This is a genomic window from Brevibacillus sp. BC25 (genome assembly GCF_000282075.1).
Lineage (GTDB): Bacteria > Bacillota > Bacilli > Brevibacillales > Brevibacillaceae > Brevibacillus.
Map to the genome: position 1 here is coordinate 23020 of NZ_AKIX01000074.1, position 21633 is coordinate 44652.

The 21633-nt window shown below is 49.1% G+C and carries 23 protein-coding genes; 1 reads left to right on the top strand and 22 read right to left on the bottom strand.

What is annotated here, in order from left to right; genetic code table 11:
• Positions 1 to 203 precede the first annotated feature (203 nt).
• From wecB to PMI05_RS19695, 8 genes are all read right to left on the bottom strand, one after another.
• Positions 204 to 1352: a non-hydrolyzing UDP-N-acetylglucosamine 2-epimerase gene (gene wecB / locus PMI05_RS19660; protein ID WP_007725491.1), complete on the bottom strand. Its 1149-nt coding sequence runs from the start codon at positions 1350 to 1352 to the stop codon at positions 204 to 206.
• Between the two features lie 18 nt (positions 1353 to 1370).
• Positions 1371 to 2000 carry a uracil phosphoribosyltransferase gene (upp, locus tag PMI05_RS19665; RefSeq protein ID WP_007725492.1) on the bottom strand — a complete coding sequence of 210 codons (630 nt, stop codon included), beginning with the start codon at positions 1998 to 2000 and terminating at the stop codon, positions 1371 to 1373.
• Positions 2001 to 2182: 182 nt separating this feature from the next.
• Complete coding sequence (gene glyA / locus PMI05_RS19670) at positions 2183 to 3433, bottom strand: serine hydroxymethyltransferase (RefSeq protein WP_007725498.1); 1251 nt, start codon at positions 3431 to 3433, stop codon at positions 2183 to 2185.
• 19 nt (positions 3434 to 3452) lie between these two features.
• Positions 3453 to 4022, bottom strand: coding sequence for a TIGR01440 family protein (locus PMI05_RS19675; RefSeq protein WP_007725500.1), 570 nt, complete (start codon positions 4020 to 4022; stop codon positions 3453 to 3455).
• Positions 4023 to 4478 carry a ribose 5-phosphate isomerase B gene (gene rpiB / locus PMI05_RS19680; protein WP_007725502.1) on the bottom strand — a complete coding sequence of 152 codons (456 nt, stop codon included), beginning with the start codon at positions 4476 to 4478 and terminating at the stop codon, positions 4023 to 4025. It lies immediately after the preceding gene.
• Between the two features lie 140 nt (positions 4479 to 4618).
• Positions 4619 to 5089, bottom strand: a complete 471-nt coding sequence (locus tag PMI05_RS19685) for a low molecular weight protein arginine phosphatase (protein WP_007725503.1) — start codon at positions 5087 to 5089, stop codon at positions 4619 to 4621.
• A 33-nt stretch (positions 5090 to 5122) separates the two neighbouring features.
• A complete protein-coding gene (locus tag PMI05_RS19690; protein ID WP_007725504.1) occupies positions 5123 to 5683 on the bottom strand; it encodes a manganese efflux pump MntP family protein in 561 nt (186 codons plus the stop codon).
• Between the two features lie 56 nt (positions 5684 to 5739).
• Positions 5740 to 6819, bottom strand: a complete 1080-nt coding sequence (locus PMI05_RS19695) for an L-threonylcarbamoyladenylate synthase (RefSeq protein ID WP_007725505.1) — start codon at positions 6817 to 6819, stop codon at positions 5740 to 5742.
• A gap of 230 nt (positions 6820 to 7049) precedes the next feature.
• On the opposite strand from PMI05_RS19695, the gene PMI05_RS19700 reads away from it, so the two are divergent.
• The gene (locus tag PMI05_RS19700; protein ID WP_007725506.1) at positions 7050 to 7847 is read left to right on the top strand and encodes a DUF3298 and DUF4163 domain-containing protein; all 798 of its coding nucleotides are present in this window, start codon (positions 7050 to 7052) and stop codon (positions 7845 to 7847) included.
• A 58-nt stretch (positions 7848 to 7905) separates the two neighbouring features.
• Here the strand turns inward: PMI05_RS19700 and spoIIR are convergent, their stop codons facing one another.
• From spoIIR to fba, 14 genes are all read right to left on the bottom strand, one after another.
• A complete protein-coding gene (gene spoIIR / locus PMI05_RS19705) occupies positions 7906 to 8694 on the bottom strand; it encodes a stage II sporulation protein R (RefSeq protein ID WP_007725507.1) in 789 nt (262 codons plus the stop codon).
• A gap of 111 nt (positions 8695 to 8805) precedes the next feature.
• Entirely contained in the window at positions 8806 to 9696 is an 891-nt protein-coding gene (gene prmC / locus PMI05_RS19710; RefSeq protein ID WP_007725508.1) for a peptide chain release factor N(5)-glutamine methyltransferase, read from the bottom strand.
• Complete coding sequence (prfA, locus tag PMI05_RS19715) at positions 9680 to 10756, bottom strand: peptide chain release factor 1 (protein WP_039961046.1); 1077 nt, start codon at positions 10754 to 10756, stop codon at positions 9680 to 9682. Before prfA ends, prmC begins: the two co-directional genes overlap by 17 nt.
• Positions 10757 to 10990: 234 nt before the next feature.
• Positions 10991 to 11488, bottom strand: coding sequence for a hypothetical protein (locus PMI05_RS19720; protein ID WP_007725512.1), 498 nt, complete (start codon positions 11486 to 11488; stop codon positions 10991 to 10993).
• 86 nt (positions 11489 to 11574) lie between these two features.
• Positions 11575 to 12150, bottom strand: a complete 576-nt coding sequence (locus PMI05_RS19725) for a thymidine kinase (protein WP_007725515.1) — start codon at positions 12148 to 12150, stop codon at positions 11575 to 11577.
• Positions 12151 to 12178: 28 nt separating this feature from the next.
• Positions 12179 to 13633, bottom strand: coding sequence for a deoxyribodipyrimidine photo-lyase (locus tag PMI05_RS19730; RefSeq protein ID WP_007725518.1), 1455 nt, complete (start codon positions 13631 to 13633; stop codon positions 12179 to 12181).
• A gap of 87 nt (positions 13634 to 13720) precedes the next feature.
• The gene (rpmE, locus tag PMI05_RS19735) at positions 13721 to 13918 is read right to left on the bottom strand and encodes a 50S ribosomal protein L31 (RefSeq protein WP_007725524.1); all 198 of its coding nucleotides are present in this window, start codon (positions 13916 to 13918) and stop codon (positions 13721 to 13723) included.
• Positions 13919 to 14024: 106 nt separating this feature from the next.
• Positions 14025 to 15290, bottom strand: coding sequence for a radical SAM protein (locus tag PMI05_RS19740; RefSeq protein ID WP_007725526.1), 1266 nt, complete (start codon positions 15288 to 15290; stop codon positions 14025 to 14027).
• 70 nt (positions 15291 to 15360) lie between these two features.
• Positions 15361 to 16263 carry a M23 family metallopeptidase gene (locus tag PMI05_RS19745; protein WP_007725528.1) on the bottom strand — a complete coding sequence of 301 codons (903 nt, stop codon included), beginning with the start codon at positions 16261 to 16263 and terminating at the stop codon, positions 15361 to 15363.
• 75 nt (positions 16264 to 16338) lie between these two features.
• Entirely contained in the window at positions 16339 to 17619 is a 1281-nt protein-coding gene (gene rho / locus PMI05_RS19750) for a transcription termination factor Rho (RefSeq protein WP_007725530.1), read from the bottom strand.
• 66 nt (positions 17620 to 17685) lie between these two features.
• On the bottom strand, positions 17686 to 18648 hold the full coding sequence (gene glpX / locus PMI05_RS19755; protein ID WP_007725532.1) for a class II fructose-bisphosphatase: 963 nt from the start codon (positions 18646 to 18648) through the stop codon (positions 17686 to 17688).
• 28 nt (positions 18649 to 18676) lie between these two features.
• Complete coding sequence (locus PMI05_RS19760) at positions 18677 to 19960, bottom strand: UDP-N-acetylglucosamine 1-carboxyvinyltransferase (RefSeq protein ID WP_007725534.1); 1284 nt, start codon at positions 19958 to 19960, stop codon at positions 18677 to 18679.
• Positions 19961 to 20039: 79 nt separating this feature from the next.
• Positions 20040 to 20684, bottom strand: a complete 645-nt coding sequence (gene fsa / locus PMI05_RS19765) for a fructose-6-phosphate aldolase (RefSeq protein ID WP_007725535.1) — start codon at positions 20682 to 20684, stop codon at positions 20040 to 20042.
• Positions 20685 to 20698: 14 nt separating this feature from the next.
• Positions 20699 to 21553: a class II fructose-1,6-bisphosphate aldolase gene (gene fba / locus PMI05_RS19770; RefSeq protein ID WP_007725536.1), complete on the bottom strand. Its 855-nt coding sequence runs from the start codon at positions 21551 to 21553 to the stop codon at positions 20699 to 20701.
• Between the last annotated feature and the right edge of the window lie 80 nt (positions 21554 to 21633).

Here is a 21633-nt window from a genome sequence, read left to right on the forward strand (position 1 = left end):
TTCCAAACTCTGTCTTTCTACCCTCTAAGCCAAGCAACTAAATATTAGACGCAAAAGGTCATGGATAGTTTCGCCAATTCTCTCGATTCTCTATTAGAAAAACATGCCAAATCGTCAGTCATCGAAAACCAAAATATCCCTCTACAACAAGAAACCCGCCCGGTTTTGACGAACGGTACCTGGCGGGTTTTCCTAGCTGTATGTTACTGACCTGGTTGGAAAGGCTCTGGTTGTTCAGCTCGCAAACCAAAATGATAGAGGATTGCTTCTACGATACGGCGGGAAGCCTCGCCATCCCCGTACGGGTTGACAGCATGCGCCATTGCATCGTAAGCCGCTTGGTTGGTCAGCAATTCTTTTGCCATTGCATAAACTTGCTCTTCGTCGGTTCCCACGAGCTTCAACGTGCCTGCTTCAATCCCCTCAGGACGTTCTGTCGTATCGCGCAGAACCAGGACTGGTACGCCAAGAGACGGCGCTTCCTCCTGCACCCCGCCGGAATCGGTCAAGATGAGATGGGCACGACGAGCGAAGTTGTGGAAATCAAGGGCATCCAATGGTTCGATCAACGAAATGCGATCGTGGTTTCCGAGAATCTCCTGCGCCACTTCTTGTACAGCAGGATTCAAGTGAACCGGATACACAACCGCAATCTCAGGATGCTCGTCCACCAGTCTTCGAACTGCACGGAAAATACGGCGCATCGGCTCGCCCAAATTTTCGCGGCGGTGTGCCGTCATCAGCACCAGCTTCTGACCAGCTACGCGATCAAGCACCGGATGCGTGTAATCCTCACGAACCGTTGTTTTCAGCGCGTCAATCGCTGTGTTTCCTGTCACGTAGATGCTCTCTTCCGGCTTTGCTTCGCGACGAAGATTGTCAGCCGATCCATTGGTCGGAGAGAAATGAAGGTCAGCCATTACACCTGTCAACTGACGGTTCATCTCTTCCGGGAAAGGCGAATACTTGTCCCATGTGCGCAAGCCCGCTTCCACGTGTCCGATCGCTACCTGATTGTAAAAAGCAGCCAGACTCGCAACAAAAGTGGTTGTCGTATCCCCGTGTACGAGGACAATGTCCGGTTTTACTTCCTTCATCGTTTCATCCAGACTCTCCAATGCACGAGTGGTCACACCCACCAGCGTTTGGCGATCCTTCATGATGTTCAAATCAATGTCTGGTTGAATATCAAAAATGTCCAAAACCTGATCGAGCATTTGACGATGTTGGGCCGTCACGCAAACGACCGATTCAATCTGCTCGCTGTACTTGTTCAATTCATGAACAAGCGGCGCCATTTTGATCGCTTCTGGACGTGTGCCAAATACCGTCATTACTTTTACAGTTTTCATCCGTTTTTCCCTCTCCGACTACTTCGTGCCGTACAAGCGGTCACCCGCATCGCCCAAGCCTGGCACGATGTATCCATGGTCGTTTAAATATTCATCAACAGCCGCTACGTAAATATCTACATCAGGATGCTCGTCCTGAACCAGCTTGATTCCTTCTGGAGCAGCGATGAGGCACATCAGTTTCAAGTTTTTCGCTCCACGTTTTTTCAAAGCAGTAAGAGCGGCAACAGCAGAGCCACCAGTCGCCAGCATCGGGTCAGTTACGATCAACTCACGCTCAGCAACATCAGATGGCAGCTTCACATAATACTCAACAGGCTGTAGGGTTTCCGGATCACGGTAAAGACCTACGTGTCCTACTTTGGCAGCAGGAATCAGCCTCATCAGGCCATCCACCATACCAAGACCAGCACGCAGAATCGGTACCAACCCTACTTTTTTACCAGCAATTACATTCGACTGACAGGTAGCCACTGGTGTTTCGATGGTGGTTTGCTCCAACGGCATATCACGGGTAATTTCATAGCCCATCAGAGTAGTCACTTCATCTACCAGTTCGCGAAATTCCTTGGTCCCTGTATTCTTGTCACGAATATACGTAACTTTATGCTGAATCAGCGGATGGTCAAACACATATACACGGCTCATGTCATTTCCTCCGTTTCCCTATCAATACATCCTTTCTATAATAGCTGGTGAGAGTGGCGCCGTCAATTTGCCTAATCTTCGTACTTTTTCGCATCCTCGATCCCTAATTACAGCCGGGAAGTGAAAAAAAAAGCAGACCCATATGGGAAAATTTCCACTGGGTCTGCTTCTCGTTGCCTTGCTTAGATATTCAAGCCTTCATACATCGGGAAACGTTGGCACAAAGCTGCCACACGTTGGCGTGCTTCCTCGTGCTTTGCAGCATCCTCTGGGTTTTTCAATGTCAGAGCGATAATCGCTGCTACTTCTTTCATCGCTTCCTCATCAAAACCGCGGCTTGTTACTGCTGGCGTACCCATGCGCACACCGCTTGTAACAAACGGGCTTTGTGTATCGTAAGGAATGGTATTTTTGTTCGTAGTAATGCTTACTTCGTCCAACAGATGCTCAGCCACTTTACCTGTCAGGCCGATTTTGCTTACATCAACCAAAACGAGGTGGTTATCCGTTCCGCCGGAAACAAGCGTCAGACCTTCAGCAGTCAAGCTTTCCGCAAATGCACGTGCATTCTTGATGATGCGAGCTGCGTAATCCTTGAACTCTGGTTGCAGGTTTTCGCCGAAGGCAACCGCTTTTGCTGCGATGACGTGCATCAATGGACCACCTTGAACGCCTGGGAACACGGATTTGTCGATGCCTTTCGCGAATTCTTCCTTGCACAAAATCAAACCGCCACGTGGTCCACGCAGAGTCTTATGCGTCGTAGAAGTAACGAAATGCGCGTGCGGTACTGGGTTTGGATGCAGACCTGCCGCAACCAGACCAGCGATGTGGGCCATGTCCACCATGAAGTACGCGCCCACTTCATCTGCGATCTCACGGAACTTAGCAAAATCAATCGTACGCGGGTAGGCACTCGCACCACAAACGATCAGTTTTGGCTTGTGCTCCAATGCTTTTGCACGGACAACTTCATAGTTAATCAGGTGAGTATCTTCGTCTACACCGTAATCAACGAAATTGTACAGAGTACCAGAGAAGTTTACTGCACTACCATGCGTCAAGTGACCACCGTGGGACAAATTCATTCCCAGTACGGTGTCGCCAGGCTGAAGAATTGTAAAGTATACTGCCATGTTCGCCTGAGCACCGGAGTGTGGTTGTACGTTTGCATGCTCTGCGCCAAAAATTTCTTTTACGCGGTCGCGCGCGATATTTTCCACGATATCCACATACTCGCAACCACCGTAATAGCGACGGCCTGGATATCCTTCTGCGTATTTGTTCGTCAAAACGGTTCCCATTGCTTCCATAACTGCGCGGCTTACGAAGTTTTCAGAAGCAATCAGCTCAATCTTGTCGCGTTGTCTTCCGAGCTCCAGTTGAACGGCTTCCATTACTTGCGGGTCTTGATTACGCAAAAAATCTAGCATAATAGTTTCTCCTCCTCTTTTACGTGCAGCTTTCATTCAGTGGTGTCTTCTCATACACGGCACGCGGTCCGCCAATTAGCTTGGGGCGCGTACGCGCTGCCGTAACATGTGCTTGTCCAACGAGACGCTGTGTCGGACGCACCGGTACTGCCACATGCTTCAGATGCATGCCGATAAGCGTATGGCCGATATCAATGCCTGCGTGCGCGAGAATATGCTCCACAACGACTGCATCCGTGAACTGTGTAAATGCATGCGCAGCCATAGAGCCACCAGCAGTCGGAACGGGAACAACCGAGACTTCTTCCAGTCCGTATCGCAATGCAACCTCACGCTCGACGACCAGAGCCCTGTTCAAATGTTCACAACATTGAAAGGCAACAGCAAAGCCGCGCTTCTCTACAACAGATTGAATCCCAGGATACAGAGCTTTCGCTACGTCTTGGCTGCCAGCTTTACCGATATGCTCCCCGAGCACCTCGCTGGTACTGCACCCAATCACCATGAGTTGTCCAGCTTTCAACTCTGCCATATCGGCTACTTCTTCGACAATGTCACTGATTTGTTTTTCGATAGCGGATAAATCCACTTACTTCACTCCCGCATGCTTCGCTTCAATTTGGGAAATCTTTTCCACACGGCGCTCGTGGCGACCACCTTGAAACTCTGTTTCCAACCAAATTTTCACGATATCAAGCGCAAGACCCGGTCCAATGACCCGCTCACCCATCGCCAACACATTGGTGTTGTTATGCTCACGGGTAGCGCGTGCAGAAAACGTATCATGCACAAGTGCACAACGGATGCCTGGAACCTTGTTGGCTGCGATCGACATACCAATACCTGTTCCGCAAACGAGAATGCCTCGATCAAACTCCCCCGCTGCCACCTTTTCCGCTACCGGCAAAGCATAATCGGGATAATCAACCGATTCCTCGCAGGTGCAGCCGAAGTCTTCCGTCTGGATGTTCATGGAGGCCAGCAGAGTCTTGATCTCCTCTTTTAGCTTGTATCCACCGTGATCAGCAGCAAGTGCTACTTTCATCTGTCATCCCTCGCTTGTCTCATAATCTTCGTCTAGTATACATCAAAAAACAATAAGTAAAAAGTGAACATTTTTATCAAATCACTAAAAAATTGTTCGTACTATCACAAAAAACAAGGCCCTGGCTATACACCAGCACCCTATTCATCCACTGATTTACGAAGACCTGGGTCCTTGAGCATCATGGAGAGCCTCTCCAGTGACTCATCGATTTCTTCGGCACACCTACGATAATCCATCAGTGATCCCCCATACGGATCAGCAATATCACTAAAGCCTTCAACCCCAACGAACTCCTGCAGGGTATGCACCTTTTCAGCCGCTGAGGGGAAATACGTCAAGATCGCGCGCTTGTGACCGTGTGTCATCGTCAAAATGACATCAGACCATTCAATCAACCCTTCGTCTACCTTGCTGGACTTATGATCGTGGGCAATTCCTCGTTCATCTAATACTTGTTTGGCGTGCAAGGAGGCATCCTGACCGGCAAATGCCGCCACGCCAGCTGAGCGTATCTCAAGTCCCTGCCCGTCTGTCTTCGAACGGAACAACGCTTCTGCCATTGGGCTTCGGCACGTATTTCCTGTACAGACGAAAAGTATCCGTTTCACGTATCGTTCCTCCTCTCCTATTAATCAGTCCGGTTATATTATAAATTTTAACCCAAAACCAAACAAAATAAGTCCACCTACTAATTCGCTATAATCCCCAAGCCACCCTCCCACACTCCTGCCTAACAATAAACCGAAGTAGGACATGGTGGCACCCATTATTCCAAAAAGGGAGATGGCCAAAATTCTATTGACCTCGATCAAGCCGAACGAGAAACCGACGGTGAAAGCATCCAGGCTGACACTTAATGCGAAGAGCATCAGTCCGAACCCTTTTGTCTTCAATACACTTTTTTGATCCCCTTGAACGAAGCCATTCCATAGCATATGCAAGCCGATGATCATCAGGACACCGCCGCCAATAAACACGGCTATATCTCCAACCAAATCGGACAAGTACGCTCCAACGACAATCCCGATGATCGGCATCATAATGTGAAACAGTCCGATGGTGATACTTACTTTGATAATCTCTCGTAACCGAATCCCGACCATCCCTACGCCAATTCCTAACGAAAAGGCATCCATACTTAAGGCGAAAGCAATAATGAGCAACGTCAAAAATTGCCCCCATTGGAATAACACCTGGTCCAAGCAGCTCCCCTCCCGTCTCTTCACCTTATGCGGACAAGGGGGAGTTTAGGACAGGTTTACACGGACAAGACACGGCCTCCAGCAGCCTTTTCCAAGCGATTCATTACAGCCATACCCAACCCGTTTCGCGGGAAAGTCTCACCGACAATATACTGCACTTCTTGATCGTCGAATTCTCGCAGCACAGCATAAAGCTGTTGGGCAACCACTTCCAGATCCGCTTGTGATCCGACCACTAGAACGACATCTGCCGCGGCGTGACTTTGCCAAAAAGGAGCTGTTTCTTCCGTTGCCAACACACCCGTTTTTTGACCGTGTTGCTTCGCCTGTTGCAGAATGTCTTCCATTTTCGCCCGAACTTTTTCACTCTCTCCTGATACTAACCACATTTCCCCTTCAGGAGCGTAATGCGTATATTTCATCCCTGGAGAGCGCGGTGCCTCGGCTGCTCCCACTTGAAAAGATGGATCGAGCTCCACGTAGCCAATCACTGGTTCCATTTGCTCTCGTGTGATGCCGCCTGGGCGCAGAATCATGGGCGGGTCCTGCGTCACATCAATAACAGTAGACTCTACCCCAACACCTGTTGCCCCACCATCGACTACACCTGCTACGCGTCCATCCAAATCAGCCAATACATGCGCCGCTGTCGTTGGACTCGGACGTCCAGAGCGATTGGCGCTCGGAGCTGCGATCGGTACCCCCGCTTCCTTGATCAAAGCCAAGGCAATCGGATGATCAGGCATACGAACCCCGACCGAATCCAATCCTGCCGTTACCAGCGAAGCTACCTGATCCGTTTTTGGCAAAATCACCGTCAACGGTCCTGGCCAAAACGCCTCCATCAGCTTTTTCCCTTTCTCCGGAACCTCACTTGCTACTGTGGACAACTGGTCCCACGCCCCAATATGTACAATCAGCGGATTATCGCTGGGTCTGCCTTTTGCTGTAAATATTTTTCCCACCGCTTCATCTAATAATGCATTCGCTCCCAAGCCGTAAACCGTCTCTGTGGGAAACGCGACAACTGCCCCTTCTCGAAGAAAACGGGCCGCATCCACAATCTGTGCACAACTATGCTGATTTTCCACATCGTTATCCACAGACCAGACTTTTGTCACAAAATTCATTTCCATCGTTAAAAAATCCTTTCTCTAGCTCGTTTCTTTGTAAGGAGTGCCTTAAGTATAGATGTGCACCAAAAAGTTTTCAACAGGCTGTGGGTAACTTGTGAATAACTTTTCTGAACAGCGTGGAAAAGAGAACATTGTTACCTTTTTTTAACTTCATCCGTCTTTGCCTTGTAGTAGAATGAACACGAAAACAAAACAATAACTTTCCCTTTATCGAAAGGACCGTGAATGAAATGTCATCTTTTAAATCCTTAGCTTCCAGCTTGCTTGGCACTGCTGTCTTGTTAACAGCCGTCGCTGCTCCAGTATTTGCAGCACCTGCTTCACCTGCAACCTCCACAAAGCCTGCTGTACAAGCGCCAAAGCCACAAGCTAACGGTGTCGTGTTCACACCAAAAACCATTACGGTCGATACGAAAGAATTTCAAGGTAAAGTATCCATCCCAGTGATTAGCGGGATGAAGGATAAAGCTTTTGAAGCAAAACTGAACGCTACTCTGCTGAAAGAAGCACAGACAGGCTTGACGGAAGGACAAAAAGCCGGCAAAGAAGATGCGGCAGAAGCGAAAAAACACGGCTGGGAGCCCCGCCCTCACGCACTCGACATCTCCTATGAGGTACACAATGCTGGCAAACTCGTTTCTTTTTCCGTACAAACATACATTTATACGGGCGGAGCACATGGCATGACGGATGTTACGTATTACTCCATCGATAATCAGGCCAAGGCAAAAGAGCTGAAGCTGGCTGACCTGTTCCAGTCTGGCTACGACTACCGTACCATTCTCAATCAAATCATTTCACAACAAATCAAAGCAGAGACCGAGGCGGATGGCTTTAACCCTTACGATGCATTCGAAAGCATCAGAGAGGATCAAGGCTTCTCCTTTAAAGACGGCAACCTGGTCATTCATTTTGGTCAATACGAAATTGCCGCTTATGCAGCAGGAATGCCAGAGTTCGCGATCCCTGCACATCGTTACCAAGGTCTGTTGAAGCCTGAGATTCGTGAGGCTTTGTTCAAAAAGTAATCGTAGCAATTCAAAACGACACCTGCACGTATGGCGGGTGTCGTTTTTTATGTCCAGCTTAAGAGAGCCAGCTCTCGATTTTTTCCCATAAGTAAAATCGCACTTCTACTTCAGGAGCAGAGGCAGTTACTCCTTCTACTTTTTCTACCTCTTCGGACTCGTCTACCTCTACTTCTGTTTGCTCAGCGTCCACTTTATTTGATTCGGAATTTAGCCCTACTTCGTTCTCTTCTAGGGGTACGACCGCTACTTGCTTTCTATCAAATCGATCGTAGTCTTCCTCTTCCTCTTCCTCGGATACAGCTACTGTCGTTTGCTCAGATTCTTCAGGCTCTGGAGTTGGCTCGGCTTGTACAGCGTCGCCATTGGACATGTCAATAAAGCAGAGGGGCGGGAACAAGACACACCACCAGTTTTGACCTTTTGCCTCTCCAATTTGTACACGGACTGCTCGGTAATTACCCGCAGGATACACATAGGAGCCATACAGCTTCGTCGGAAAAGGGACTTCACCAAAATCCACTACAGCTTTGTACGAAAAACCGCGTTCCTTGATCGTCTTGTCTACAACTTGTTGAAGGACAGGCAATTCGGATTGAATGACTTGCTCTGCTTCCTCCAAAGTCTTGATATCGTCCGCCCACGTATTCATTTGAGCGATAATCGCATCTCTGACTTCGCGCTTTAACCATTGATCTTGGACAGAATCGCTGTTCGCAATAATGCGCAAGCGAACGGATTCCTGAGGGATCGGCCCATTATCCAACACATTGGCCGAAGTAAGCTGCCCCTCCCAGCTCATCATAAGCATAAACAGGCTAAATGCCATAAACAACATCCGTTTCATCGTTATCCGTCTCCCTCTATACTGATCTTCTCTCTTTAGCAATCAGTATGGACGGATTCACACGATTTCAAACATTCATTCCCTATATAAAAAAGGCGAGACGAGTCAGCGCTATCGTCTCACTCCGATAACAACTCGCTCGATCCCCGCCAAATCTGGAACAATCTCTACCTCATCCATGACACCGGATGCTTTCATCAATTCTGCTACATCCCCAGCCTGATAAATGCCTACCTCAAACGCTACGACCGCTCTTTCTTTCAATAGATTCGGCAGCGCCTCACACAGTCGACGATAGCAATCCAGTCCATCTTCGCCGCCATCCAAAGCCAAGCGAGGTTCATGTACGCGCACTTCATCGTCCAGCTCCTCGACATCGCGACTCGGGATATATGGTGGATTGGACACGAGAATGTCTACCTTTTCGCCTGCTTCCAAAAGCGGCTGCACCAAATCCCCTTGTAGAAAGCGGACATCTGCACCGAGACGACTAGCATTTTCCCTAGCGATTGCCGTTGCCTCAGGAGACAGGTCCACCGTAGTCACGCGCCATTGCGGTTTTTCTAAAGCGAGCGTAATGCAGATGGCTCCGCTCCCTGTGCCGATATCCACCACGGATTGCTCTTCCCGTTCAGGCCATAGCTTTGCAGCAGCAGCCATCACTTGCTCTACCAGTATTTCCGTTTCTGGTCTTGGGATCAGCACACCTGGTCGCACCTTAAAAGGACGCCCGTAAAACTCCTGTTCGCCAAACATGTATTGCAATGGCTCGTTATTCGCCCTGCGCACGCACAGTCCGTCCAGCTTCACCAATGTTTCTGGATCGATTGAATCCGTCATCGCCATTAAAAAGCGCGTTCGATCCCAGTCGAGACAATGACGAATCATTAGCTCCGCTTCGAACAAAGGATCCTTTGTCCCTTTTTCCCGCAAAAAGGAAGAAGCCCGTAATAGGGCTTCTCGAATCGTCGTGACATCAGACCAATCAAGCTGAGTGTGCATGGCTTTTCAAAAGCTCCGTTTGTTCATGCATGATCAGGTTGTCGATCACTTCATCCATTTCGCCTTCCAATACCGATTCCAGTCGGTGCAGGGTCAGACCGATGCGGTGGTCGGTCACTCGGCTTTGTGGATAGTTATACGTGCGGATGCGCTCGCTTCGGTCACCAGTACCTACCAAGCTTTTGCGCGTAGCATCTGCTTCCGCATTTTGTTGTTGCATGTAGAAATCAAACAGACGTGCGCGTAATACACGCAGCGCTTTGTCTTTGTTGGAATGCTGGGATTTCTCGTCCTGACAAGAAACCATGATCCCTGTAGGAATATGCGTTACGCGAACCGCTGACTTGGTCGTGTTAACGCTCTGACCGCCCGCACCACTGGAGCAGAACGTATCGATGCGGATATCTTTTTCGTGTACTTCCACTTCTACGTCTTCTGCTTCTGGCAGAACCAGTACAGTCGCAGTAGAAGTATGGATGCGTCCACCGGACTCAGTAGCCGGGATACGTTGCACACGATGCGCGCCACTTTCGAATTTCATTTTGCTGTAAGCACCGCGGCCAGACAGCGAGAAGACAATTTCCTTGTATCCGCCGATATCGGTTGGGCTTGCCTCCAACACTTCAATTTTAAAAGCGTTCCGCTCCGCAAAACGCGTGTACATCCGGAAAAGCACCGCTGCAAACAATGCAGCTTCATCGCCGCCCGCAGCACCGCGGATTTCCACAATCACGTTTTTCTCATCGTTCGGGTCTTTTGGAAGCAAGAGGATCTTCAAGCGATCTTCCAGTTGTTCCTTGCGTGCTGACAATTCACTGAGTTCGAGCTTGACCATTTCACGCATCTCGTCATCCAGTTTCTCTTCCAGCATCGCTTTCGCGTCGTCGATTTGACTCACCACTGATTTATATTCACGGTATGTCGTTACCGTCTCTTCCAACGAAGATTGTTCCTTAGACAGTTCACGCAAGCGTTTTGTATCACTAATGACGTCGGGGTCACATAGGAGATTCGTTACTTCTTCAAAACGCTCTTCGACTGCAGATAAGCGTGTAAACATTTTTATTTCACCCCATCGCAAAGAATAATAGCCTTTTGGCGCAGGCGAAGCCTTGGTAGCATGTATGTTAGATATGAATTGCGATAAAATGCTATCTACCATAAAAACGGTTATAACAGATAAATTATAGGAGGAAAGGCGTAAGAAGTCAAAGTGCATTATTACTGGAAATGTTTTACCGATGCCAAACAGGCCCGGCTATGCCGAGCCTTGCTACATACGTCCTGCTCACTGTCAGCGATGGTAACCGTCATGCGAGGTTAAGTGAAAATCGTAGTTTGGAATTCTTTCCCGAAGAAGTGAAATGACCTGCTGCTCGATGGTACGCGCTTGATTCGCAGTGATGTTATGCACAAGGTCAAGAGTAACATATGCATTGGCATCGCTGAGTGTGATGCGAGCATTTTCTACACCTTTCACCGACATGGCCATCCTCTCCATATTGGTTACTTCGACTGGCGTATTGCGCACATTCGTTTGACCGGTAACCATATTCGGATTTTGATTGCGCCCCATTAGCGGGTCTCGATCTGCAGCAACAGGAGTACGGCCTTGCAGCGTATTGCCGCTTTGATCCCCTCTGACCTTCATATTGTGCTGCGTATTCCTCATATCCGTACTATAGCCCTGTTGCTTAGCTGTATTTCCTCCGCAGCCGACGGTGAGGGCAGAAGTGAGTGCCATCAAGCCCAGAATGACCAACGAGCTTCGCCAAATAGGCTGTGTCCGCATGAAAAAGCCACCTCCTGTTTTGCTTAGTCTGCGCATCGCCTCTTGGGCTCATGCACGGGACAAATAGGGGGTGGCTTATGCTTTCTTTATTCGGCAACTGGAGGCGTATAGTAATGCTTGCGACAGACACTGCTGTACGTATCATTTCCAGCAATTTCAATCGTCTCCCCAGAGTAGACGGGTTGTCCATTTTTGAACTTGAGAATATGCGTCGCCTTTTTATTGCAATAAACACAAACGGTTTTAATCTCTTCGACCTTGTCAGCCTCGCACAACAGGGCGGCACTGCCAGGGAAGAGTTCATTCTTGAAGTTTTTCAACAAGCCATAGACGATAACAGGGATGCCCAGCTTGTCTACGATCCTGACGAGCTGATCCACATGGTGGCGGCTGATGAACTGAGCCTCGTCAACCAGCACGCAATGCGGCTTGACTGACTCTGCCTCTACGATTTGATACAGATCAGTCTCTTCGCTAATCGGAATTGCTTCCCTGCTAATCCCCACACGCGAAGCAACTTTTCCCACGCCATAGCGATCATCAACTGCCGGAGTAAACACTACTACTTTTTTCCCCGATTGCTCGTAGTTGTGGGCAACGGTCAATAATTGAATGGATTTGGAAGCGTTCATCGCTCCATACCGAAAATATAGTTGTGCCACGTCTCTATCTCCCTTTGCCTATAAGTTGTTACTCAGTCTTTGCATGGCGGTCTTTTGCCTCCTGAAACAAGGCCATGGCCAGCTTTCTTCTTTGTGCATGGTCCACACAAGGAATCGGGTAGTCGAAGCCAATCTTACAGCCAGCTTGCTCTTGGATTTGCTCCGGCATGTCCCACGGTTTATGAATATATTGTAGAGGTACTTCACGCAAAACGGGAAGATATTTTTTGACGAAAGCGCCGTCTGGATCAAACTTTTCCCCCTGTGTAACAGGATTAAAAATCCGAAAATACGGTTGCGCATCGGTACCAGTCGAAGCACTCCACTGCCAGCCCCCGATGTTTGCTGCTTCATCGAAATCGACCAACTGCTGTGCGAAATAGGCCATTCCCCAACGCCAATCAACAAGCAAATCCTTTGTCAAAAAAGAGGCAGTAATCATCCGCAGCCGATTGTGCATCCATCCCGTCTCATTCAACTGCTTCATGGCTGCGTCGACAATCGGGTAGCCCGTCTCCCCATGACACCAACGAGTAAATAGGTCCTTCCTGTTTTCCCAAGCAACCGTTTCAAATTGCGGAAGGTAGGCATGGTCAGTCGTGTGTGGATGGAAATAAAGCACCTGCTGATAAAATTCTCTCCAAATGAGTTCCGTAAGAAAAGCTTCGATCGAAGTAACCTGCTCACCCCGCGCTCGAGCAAGCACTTCCTGTACACTATGATACACCGTCCGTATAGACAGAGTACCTGTGTTTAGGGCAAATGACAGCCGGGAGGTCGCGTTCACCCCTGGCATGTCACGTTTTTCTTTATACGTATAAATGTCACCATTTAAAAATTGCTGCAATCGTTTCTGTGCCGCTCGCTCACCGAACTGCTCCATTTCCCACTCGGTACCGATCGGTCGTTTTCGTCCAAACGCCTCCACAGTAGGAACTGGCTCACTCGCCAACTCCTTCAACCGATCAAATAGATTCCATCTTGTCGGCTGAGGGAACGGTCGGTCTTTTGGGAGCGTCTGCCAAACGCGGCGATAAGGTGTAAAAACGGCATACGGTGTCCGCTGCTTCGTCATAATTTCCCCGGGCTCATGCAAAATCAGATCCTTGCATGTATGTACAACCACACCCTGACTACTCAACACTTCTGACACGAGCTCGTCTCGCTTGCGAGCTTCTGGCGCATAATCCCGATTGAAAAGCAACTTATCTGCGCCCGTCTCTTGCGCTAATTGACAGAGCACTTGCTGTGGGTTGCCGTGGCGGATCAAGAGGCGTCCTCCCAGTTGAGCCAAAGCGTCGCCGAGTGCAGCTATCGCGGCAAAATGCGCATACAGTCGCTTATCTCCTACAGCCGCAGAACGACAAAGCGAATCCTCCACTATATAAACAGGAATAATCGGATCGCCTGCGAGCATGGCTGCGTGCAGAGCAGCATGGTCGTGCAAGCGCAGATCCCGACGGAACCAGACTATGGCAGTCATCGTTTTGTCCTCCCGAAAAAATCAGTGCCAGAAAAAGACAAAACCAGGCAGATTGCTCTACCTGGTTGTTCCCATACATTCTGATTATTACAGATTGTATTTGCGTTTGAAACGGTCTACACGGCCGCCAGCATCAACGAATTTTTGTTTTCCTGTGAAGAAAGGATGGCAGTTGGAGCAGATCTCCACTTTCAGCACTTGTTTCACGGAACCGGATTCAAATTCGTTACCACATGCGCAGCTAACGGTTACTACGTTGTACTTAGGATGAATGTTTTGTTTCATCTCTTCTACACCTCTTTCCGCCCTGAATCGTTTGCCGAAACAGAGTTATATAAACACATATCAGATAGTAGCATGAATCACTGCCGAAATGCAACTGGTTGGCCGATTACGCCATGTTTTTCCTACGCTGGAGTTGATCTGGAGGAATGTGTGTAAACGAACCGATCACCACATCTGGCAGCTCCTGCTGATAAATTTCGATGGCTTGCTTCATGCCGAATACTTCGCCTTGTGCCTTTGGAATCATTGCCAAGTAGCTCTCTGGATCGATATTCAGATTCCGCAGCTGAATCAGCTTAATGCCTGTTCTACGGATGAACTCGATCATCGCTTCCATTTCCTCTTCGCGGTCAAACACGCCAGGGAAGCACAAGTAGTTAATCGATGTATACACACCCTTGGATGCAGCGTACTCAGCAGAACGCGCTACATTTTCCAACGTGTAGTTGCGCGGGCGGTAGTAGGCATTATAGTGTTCGTCAATCGCACTGATGATACTCACGCGCATCAGATCAAGGCCGGCATCGACAATGCCTTTGATGTGATCCGTCAAGCCCGCATTCGTATTGATGTTGATAAAGCCCATATCTGTCGTTTCCCGTACACGACGCATAGCAGGAACAATAATGGAAGCCATCGTAGAAGGTTCACCCTCACACCCCTGTCCGAAGCTGATGATACTCTCCGGCGTCTTCAGGTGGTGCAGCATGACTTCCACCAGCTCGTCCTCTGTCGGCTTGAAATTCATCCGCGTCTGTGGAGAAGGGAATCCACTATCATCTGGTTGCTCGGAAATACAGCCGTAGCAACCGGCATTACAGGTATAGGAAACAGGCAAGCTGCCTTCCCAGCGGTTGAAAAAGTTATTGGAGGCCGTCAAGCATTCGTACTCCAACGCACAGTGGGACAAGTGGTTCAAAATGCGGTTTTGCGGAAACGTCTCCAACGTCTTTGCCACTCGCTGGCGCAGTTCATCCATCGGGAAATTCAACGGGTCCCATTTGTAGATATCGTCACTAGCCCGACCCGTTACCCAGAAACGGTTATCCTTCCAAACGACTGCGGAATAGCCAAACAATGGCAGCTTGCTTTCCTTGTTCGTTTTCACGTAGCCTGGCAGCAATAGCCTTGTAATTCCTTGTGGCACAAGTGCACCTACTGCTGTACAGCCATCCAACTTGACCATTTCACCTGTCTCAGGGTCCATTCCAATCGGCTCGGTGTCTGGCAAACTGACCAACGTCGATCCTTCCGGGAGCGGGATCAGTTCTTCTTCCAGAATTTCTGTCAATATATCTCCGTTACGAGCCACTGCAAAAAGACCTGGGTGGTCGTATACATTGCCTTTTTCATCTGCGTAAACTAAATACATGGGAAAATCGCCTCGCTTCTTTGCTTTGCCCATTGTATCGCATTGAAAAAGCAATGTAAATTGTATAGGGTTACCTGCCAAGATAGGGAAGTGGATTGATCGGCACATCATCCTGGCGCACTTCAAAGTGCAAATGGTAGCCCGTAGAGTTACCCGTTTGCCCCATGTATCCCAATATCTCACCCGCATCTACGGTTTGACCAGGTGACACGAGCAACAGACGCATATGGGCATAAAAGGTTTGCAAGCCATCTCCGTGATCAATCACGACCATCCGCCCATACCCTGATCGGTTGGCGCCTGCCTCCACAACAACTCCTGCCCTCGCTGCCAAGATTGGGGTTTTTGATTCCTGTTCATTCCACAAATCTACACCCTTGTGTTCTTTTCCCCAACGCGCTCCAAATCCGCTTGTAAGCGTTGCTTCTCTGACAGGCCAACTTAGACTGCCGCGAATCCTTGTAATAACTTGTCGACTTGACGCTTGAACGGCACTTCGCTTCTGCTGAGGATCATTGCCCAACATCGGATTGCCTTTAGCTATGGGAATATACACGACCTGTCCTACATACAGGTTGTCCGACAGCCATTTTAGTAGCGGATTTCGTTCGATTAACGATTCCCGACTCACACCGTATCGCCTTGCTATGTAATCCAATGTTTCTCCGCGTTTCACCATATGTCCGACTTCATCACGCTTGATGATTAGCTTCATGCCCACACTTAACAGATGGGGATTCGTAAGGCTATTAGCCTCCACCAAATTTTTTAAAGAAAGACCGTAGCGCTGGGCAATACCGGATAGCGTATCTCCTTGCCGAACAGCGTACACCACTGAATTTCCTTTCGTTACTGGTGCAGGTGAAGCGAGACTGGCATAGGGATTAAACGCTTGAAATAGCGCCTGCTCCACGACTGCTTTTTTCGCTTCCATCTGTGACTCTACCGGAGCGATAACTTGCACGTACTCCACGAAGCATCTCCTCCTTCTTTTCCAGCTCCCTTCCTAACGGTATGCCAACGCCACAAAAAAAATGACGGTGAGTCATCATGAACTCACCGTCGTGCTAGCTGCTTTCCCTCTGCCCTGTTGCTTAGATTCAAGGGTTTGCAAAAATTCTTCGTTTGTTTTTGTATCTGCCAACTTTTTAATAAAGGAGTCTACAAACTCATTTGTTTCATTCATGTTTTTCCGGATCATCCACAGCTTATCCAGCTCTTCTTTGGTGAGCAGAAGCTCTTCGCGGCGCGTACCCGAACGGCGGATATCGATCGCCGGGAAAATTCTGCGCTCCGCCAGCTTGCGATCCAAATGAAGCTCCATGTTTCCGGTTCCTTTGAACTCCTCATAGATCACATCGTCCATACGGGAGCCAGTCTCAACCAAAGCCGTAGCCAAAATGGTCAAGCTGCCACCTTCTTCAATGTTCCGTGCTGAACCAAAAAAGCGCTTCGGACGATGGAAGGCTGCCGGATCAATACCACCGGACAACGTTCGACCACTTGGAGGAATAACCAAGTTGTAGGCACGCGCGAGACGCGTAATGGAATCCAGCAGGATCACCACGTCTTTTTTGTGCTCAACCAGTCGCTTCGCACGCTCCAAGACAAGCTCAGCAACTTTGATGTGATTCTCAGGCAACTCGTCAAAAGTCGAGGCAACTACCTCTCCTTTGACAGATCGCTGCATATCTGTCACCTCTTCCGGACGCTCATCAATGAGCAAGACAAACAAGTGGATATCCGGCCGGCTTTCAGTAATGCTGTTGGCAATCTCTTTGATCAGCATGGTTTTCCCCGCTTTTGGCGGAGCCACAATCAATCCACGCTGACCCAGTCCAACAGGAGAGAGAAGATCCATCAGGCGAGTGGAAACACGTGCAGGAGCTGTCTCCAGTACAAGCTTGGTTTGAGGATACAACGGTGTCAATGCGGGGAAATGCAGACGCTCTGCAGCTATCTCAGGGTCTTCTCCGTTCACTGCCTCTACTTGAAGGAGTCCAAAATAACGTTCATTCTCCTTCGGTGGTCTTGCTTTTCCTGATACCACATCCCCCATTCGCAGATCAAAACGGCGAATCTGCGACTGGGAGATGTAGATATCTTCCGAGCTGGGGAGATAGTTAATGGGGCGGAGGAAGCCGTATCCCTCCGGCAATATTTCGAGAACCCCCTCCATAAACATGAGACCATCCCGCTCCGCACGTGCCCGAAGAATCGCGAAAATCAATTCCTTCTTCTTCAGCTGGGAGTAGTACGGAATATGGTATTCCTTGGCCAGCTTATAGAGGTCAGTCAGCTTCTTTTCTTCTAGTTCAGAAAGTAACATACATCCACCACTCTTTATTTACTCTTGAAAAACCTAGCTCAACATATAAATGCGAAAATTGTTTTCTTACAAACCGTTACTCGGATTGCGTTCTAAGCGGTGGTTCCCTTCAATGAAACGTACCGTTCCGGTTTTTGCACGCATAACAACGGAATTGGTCGTCGCACGAGTTCCTTGGAAGCGAACCCCTTTGAGCAACTCGCCATCTGTTACACCCGTCGCTGCAAAAATGGCGTCATCACCTTTCACCAAATCATCCATGAACAGCACTTGATGAGGGTTCGTCAATCCCATTTTGACACAGCGTTTAATCTCTTCTTCATTTTGTGGCAAAAGCTTGCCCTGAATTTCTCCCCCGAGGCATTTCAAGGCAACAGCTGCCAGAACACCTTCAGGAGCTCCTCCAGAACCGAACAAAATGTCTACACCTGTATCCGGGAAAGCGGTATTGATCGCAGCCGCTACGTCTCCGTCTGAGATGAGGCGAATACGCGCGCCTGCCTCACGAATTTCGTGGATCACCTTAGAGTGACGATCACGGTCAAGCACAATAGCGACTAAATCGCTGATATCTTTCCCCTGTGCCTGCGCTACTGCTTTCAGGTTGTCACGAACCGGTGCGTTGATATCGACTTTGCCGACTGCTTTAGGCCCTACTGCCATTTTCTCCATATACATGTCAGGAGCATGCAATAAATTTCCACGGTCTGCAATGGCAATGACCGAAATCGCTCCCCACGTACCTTTTGCGAGGATGTTTGTTCCCTCCAAAGGATCAACAGCCACATCGACTGCCGGAGCCACTCCCTGGCCCAAACGCTCACCAATGTACAGCATGGGGGCTTCGTCCATTTCGCCCTCACCAATAACTACGATGCCATCCATCGGTACTTTCATAAATTCATTGCGCATTGCGGTCGTTGCCGCATCGTCAGCCTCATCTTTTTTTCCGAGACCCATCCAACTGGCAGAAGCCAAAGCAGCTGCTTCAGTCACACGTACCAGTTCAAGTGTTAAACTGCGTTCCATTCTGGAAGACTCCTCTCCTGGTGATTGGTTAACGCTGGTGGTTTTCCATGCTTTGCAGGCCTACCCGAGTAATATCGGCCCCCAAGGCTTGCAGCTTGCCCACCAAGTTTTCGTAGCCACGATCTATATGTTCGAGTCCTTCTAATTCTGTCGTGCCGTTCGTTGCCAAGCCAGCAATGAACAAAGCTGCTCCCGCACGCAAATCTGAAGCTACCACTTTGGCACCATTCAGTTTGCTTCCGCCTTCGATGACAGCGGATCTTCCTTCAATCTTCAAGGAAGCTCCCATACGGCGCAGTTCATCTACATGTCGAAAACGCGAGCTGTAAATATTGTCCGTCACGATGCTTGAGCCTTTGGCAAGAGTCAACAAGGTCGTGATCGGCTGCTGGAGATCCGTTGGAAAGCCCGGATACGGACTTGTTTTCACATCGATTGATCGATAAGAATCATGTCCGATGACTTGAATACTGTCATCCTGCTCTACCACTTGCGCACCGATTTCGCGCAACTTGGCCGTTACAGACTCCAAATGCTTCGGAATAACATTCTCCACCATCACATTGCCGTTCGTAGCCGCTGCCGCAATCATGTACGTCCCCGCTTCGATTCGATCGGGGATAATCGTATGACGGCATCCGCGCAAGCGTTCTACGCCTTTAATGCGGATCATGTCTGTTCCGGCACCTTTGATGTTTGCTCCCATGTTGTTGAGCAAAGTCGCTACATCGACGATCTCAGGCTCACGGGCAGCGTTTTCAATAATTGTCACACCGTCTGCTTTGGCAGCAGCCAGCATGATGTTAATGGTCGCACCAACACTGACCAAATCGAGATAAATTCGCGCACCCTGCAAACGTCCATTTTGGGCACGGATGGTCATGACGCCGTTTTTGTTCTCCACCTCGGCGCCCATCGCCTCAAAGCCTTTGATATGCAAATCTACTGGACGCGGGCCCAAATCACAGCCACCTGGCAAGCCAACCTGCGCTTCACCGAACTTGGCGAGCAAGGCTCCCCACAAATAGTACGAGGCACGAAGCTTTTTGATGCGACCATTTGGCATGAGCATCAGCCTCATACTACGTCCGTCGATTTCCATCCAATCTTCTTCGAACAGCACGTCAGCTCCCATTTCCTGCAAGAGCTCGTGATAAATACCTACATCCTGAATACGGGGGAGATTCTCAATAACAACGGGTCCATCTGCCAGCAACGCTGCTGGGATGAGTGCGACTGCGCTGTTTTTTGCTCCGCTGATGGTCACCGTCCCCGCGAGCGGTTTTCCACCGTTGATGATCAGCTTATCCATGCTTTGCTCTCCTCAGGCGTAATCGGGAAAGAAGCACCTTCCCCAATGGAAAAGGTGCTTGGACTTTCAACACGTGTCCTTATTTTTGCATGCTTGCCCAGTCAGCGAGGAATTTCTCCAAGCCACTGTCTGTTAGTGGATGGGCAATCAGTTGTTTGAATACTTTCGCTGGAATGGTAGCGAAGTGAGAACCACGGCGTGCTGCCTCCGTTACGTGAACAGGGTGGCGCACAGATGCCGCAATGATCTCGGTGTCGATACCGTGAACAGAAAAGATTTCTGCAATATCTTCGATCAATTGCATGCCATCTTGACCAATATCATCCAGGCGTCCCAAGAACGGAGACACGAAGCTCGCACCTGCGCGCGCAGCCAAAAGTGCTTGGTTCGCGGAGAACACCAGTGTTACGTTTGTTCTGATTTTGCGTTTAGCAAAATACTTGGTTGCCTTCAAACCTTCTGCGGTCATCGGCAGCTTGATGACGATGTTTTTCGAGAGAGCAGCGAGCTTTTCTCCCTCTTCGATCATTCCTTTTGCATCTGTACTGATGACTTCGGCACTGATCGGACCGTCAACAATATCGAGGATTTCTTTCAGAGTTTCTACAAAATCGCGTCCTTCTTTGGCAACCAGGGACGGATTTGTCGTTACGCCCGCTACAACTCCCCATTCGTGAATCTCGCGGATTTCTTCAACGTTTGCTGTATCAATCAAAAAACGCATGATTATCCTCCCAGTTACGCGCGGTTGCTACTTCCGAACAAGCGCATTTTTCCTTTTACTACTTCCTTGATCGCATCGCGAGCAGGGGTCAGGTATTTGCGTGGGTCGATCTCATTCGGCTTGGCAGCCAGCACTTTGCGAACTGTTTCCGTGCATGCGACTTGGCTTTCTGTATTTACATTGATTTTTCCTACGCCCAAACGGATGGATTCGATGATCGCTTCGTCTGGTACGCCGGAACCACCGTGAAGAACGATCGGCGCTCCAATGTTGCTCGCTACTTTTTCGATGATGTCGTAGCGGATTTTCGGAACTCCTTTGTACATACCGTGTGCTGTACCTACAGCAATCGCTACGTAGTCTACTTTTGTTTCTTCCCAGAAGCGGATTGCTTCCTCAGGATTTGCCAGAGTAGCATCTTCCTCGTCAACAGACAAGTCGTCTTCCACCCCGCCGATGGTACCGAGTTCACCTTCTACCGATACGCCTACAGCGTGAGCAGCCTCTACAACCTGTTTGGTCAGGCGGAGGTTATCTTCAAACGAATGATGGGAACCATCAAACATAACAGAAGAGAACCCAGCGCGAATGCACTTCATTACCATGTCGAAATTGCTACCATGGTCAAGATGCAAAGCAACAGGAACTCCTGCGCGTTCAGCAGCCACTTTTGCAATCGCTACTGTATAATCGATCCCCATATATTTCAGTGCACCCTCAGAAACACCAAAGATCACAGGCGACTTTTCTTCCATCGCGGCTTCCGTAATCGCTTGAGTAAACTCCAGATTGTTCAGGTTAAATTGTCCGACGGCGTATTTATGCTTTTTGACGTCTTCGGTAAAAGCGGTCATAGGTACCAGTGGCATTTTGTAAATCCTCCTCTAGCAGACTTCAGTCATGTGGCTTATTATACCACAGACAAGCATTTGTTAACAGGGACGCTTGT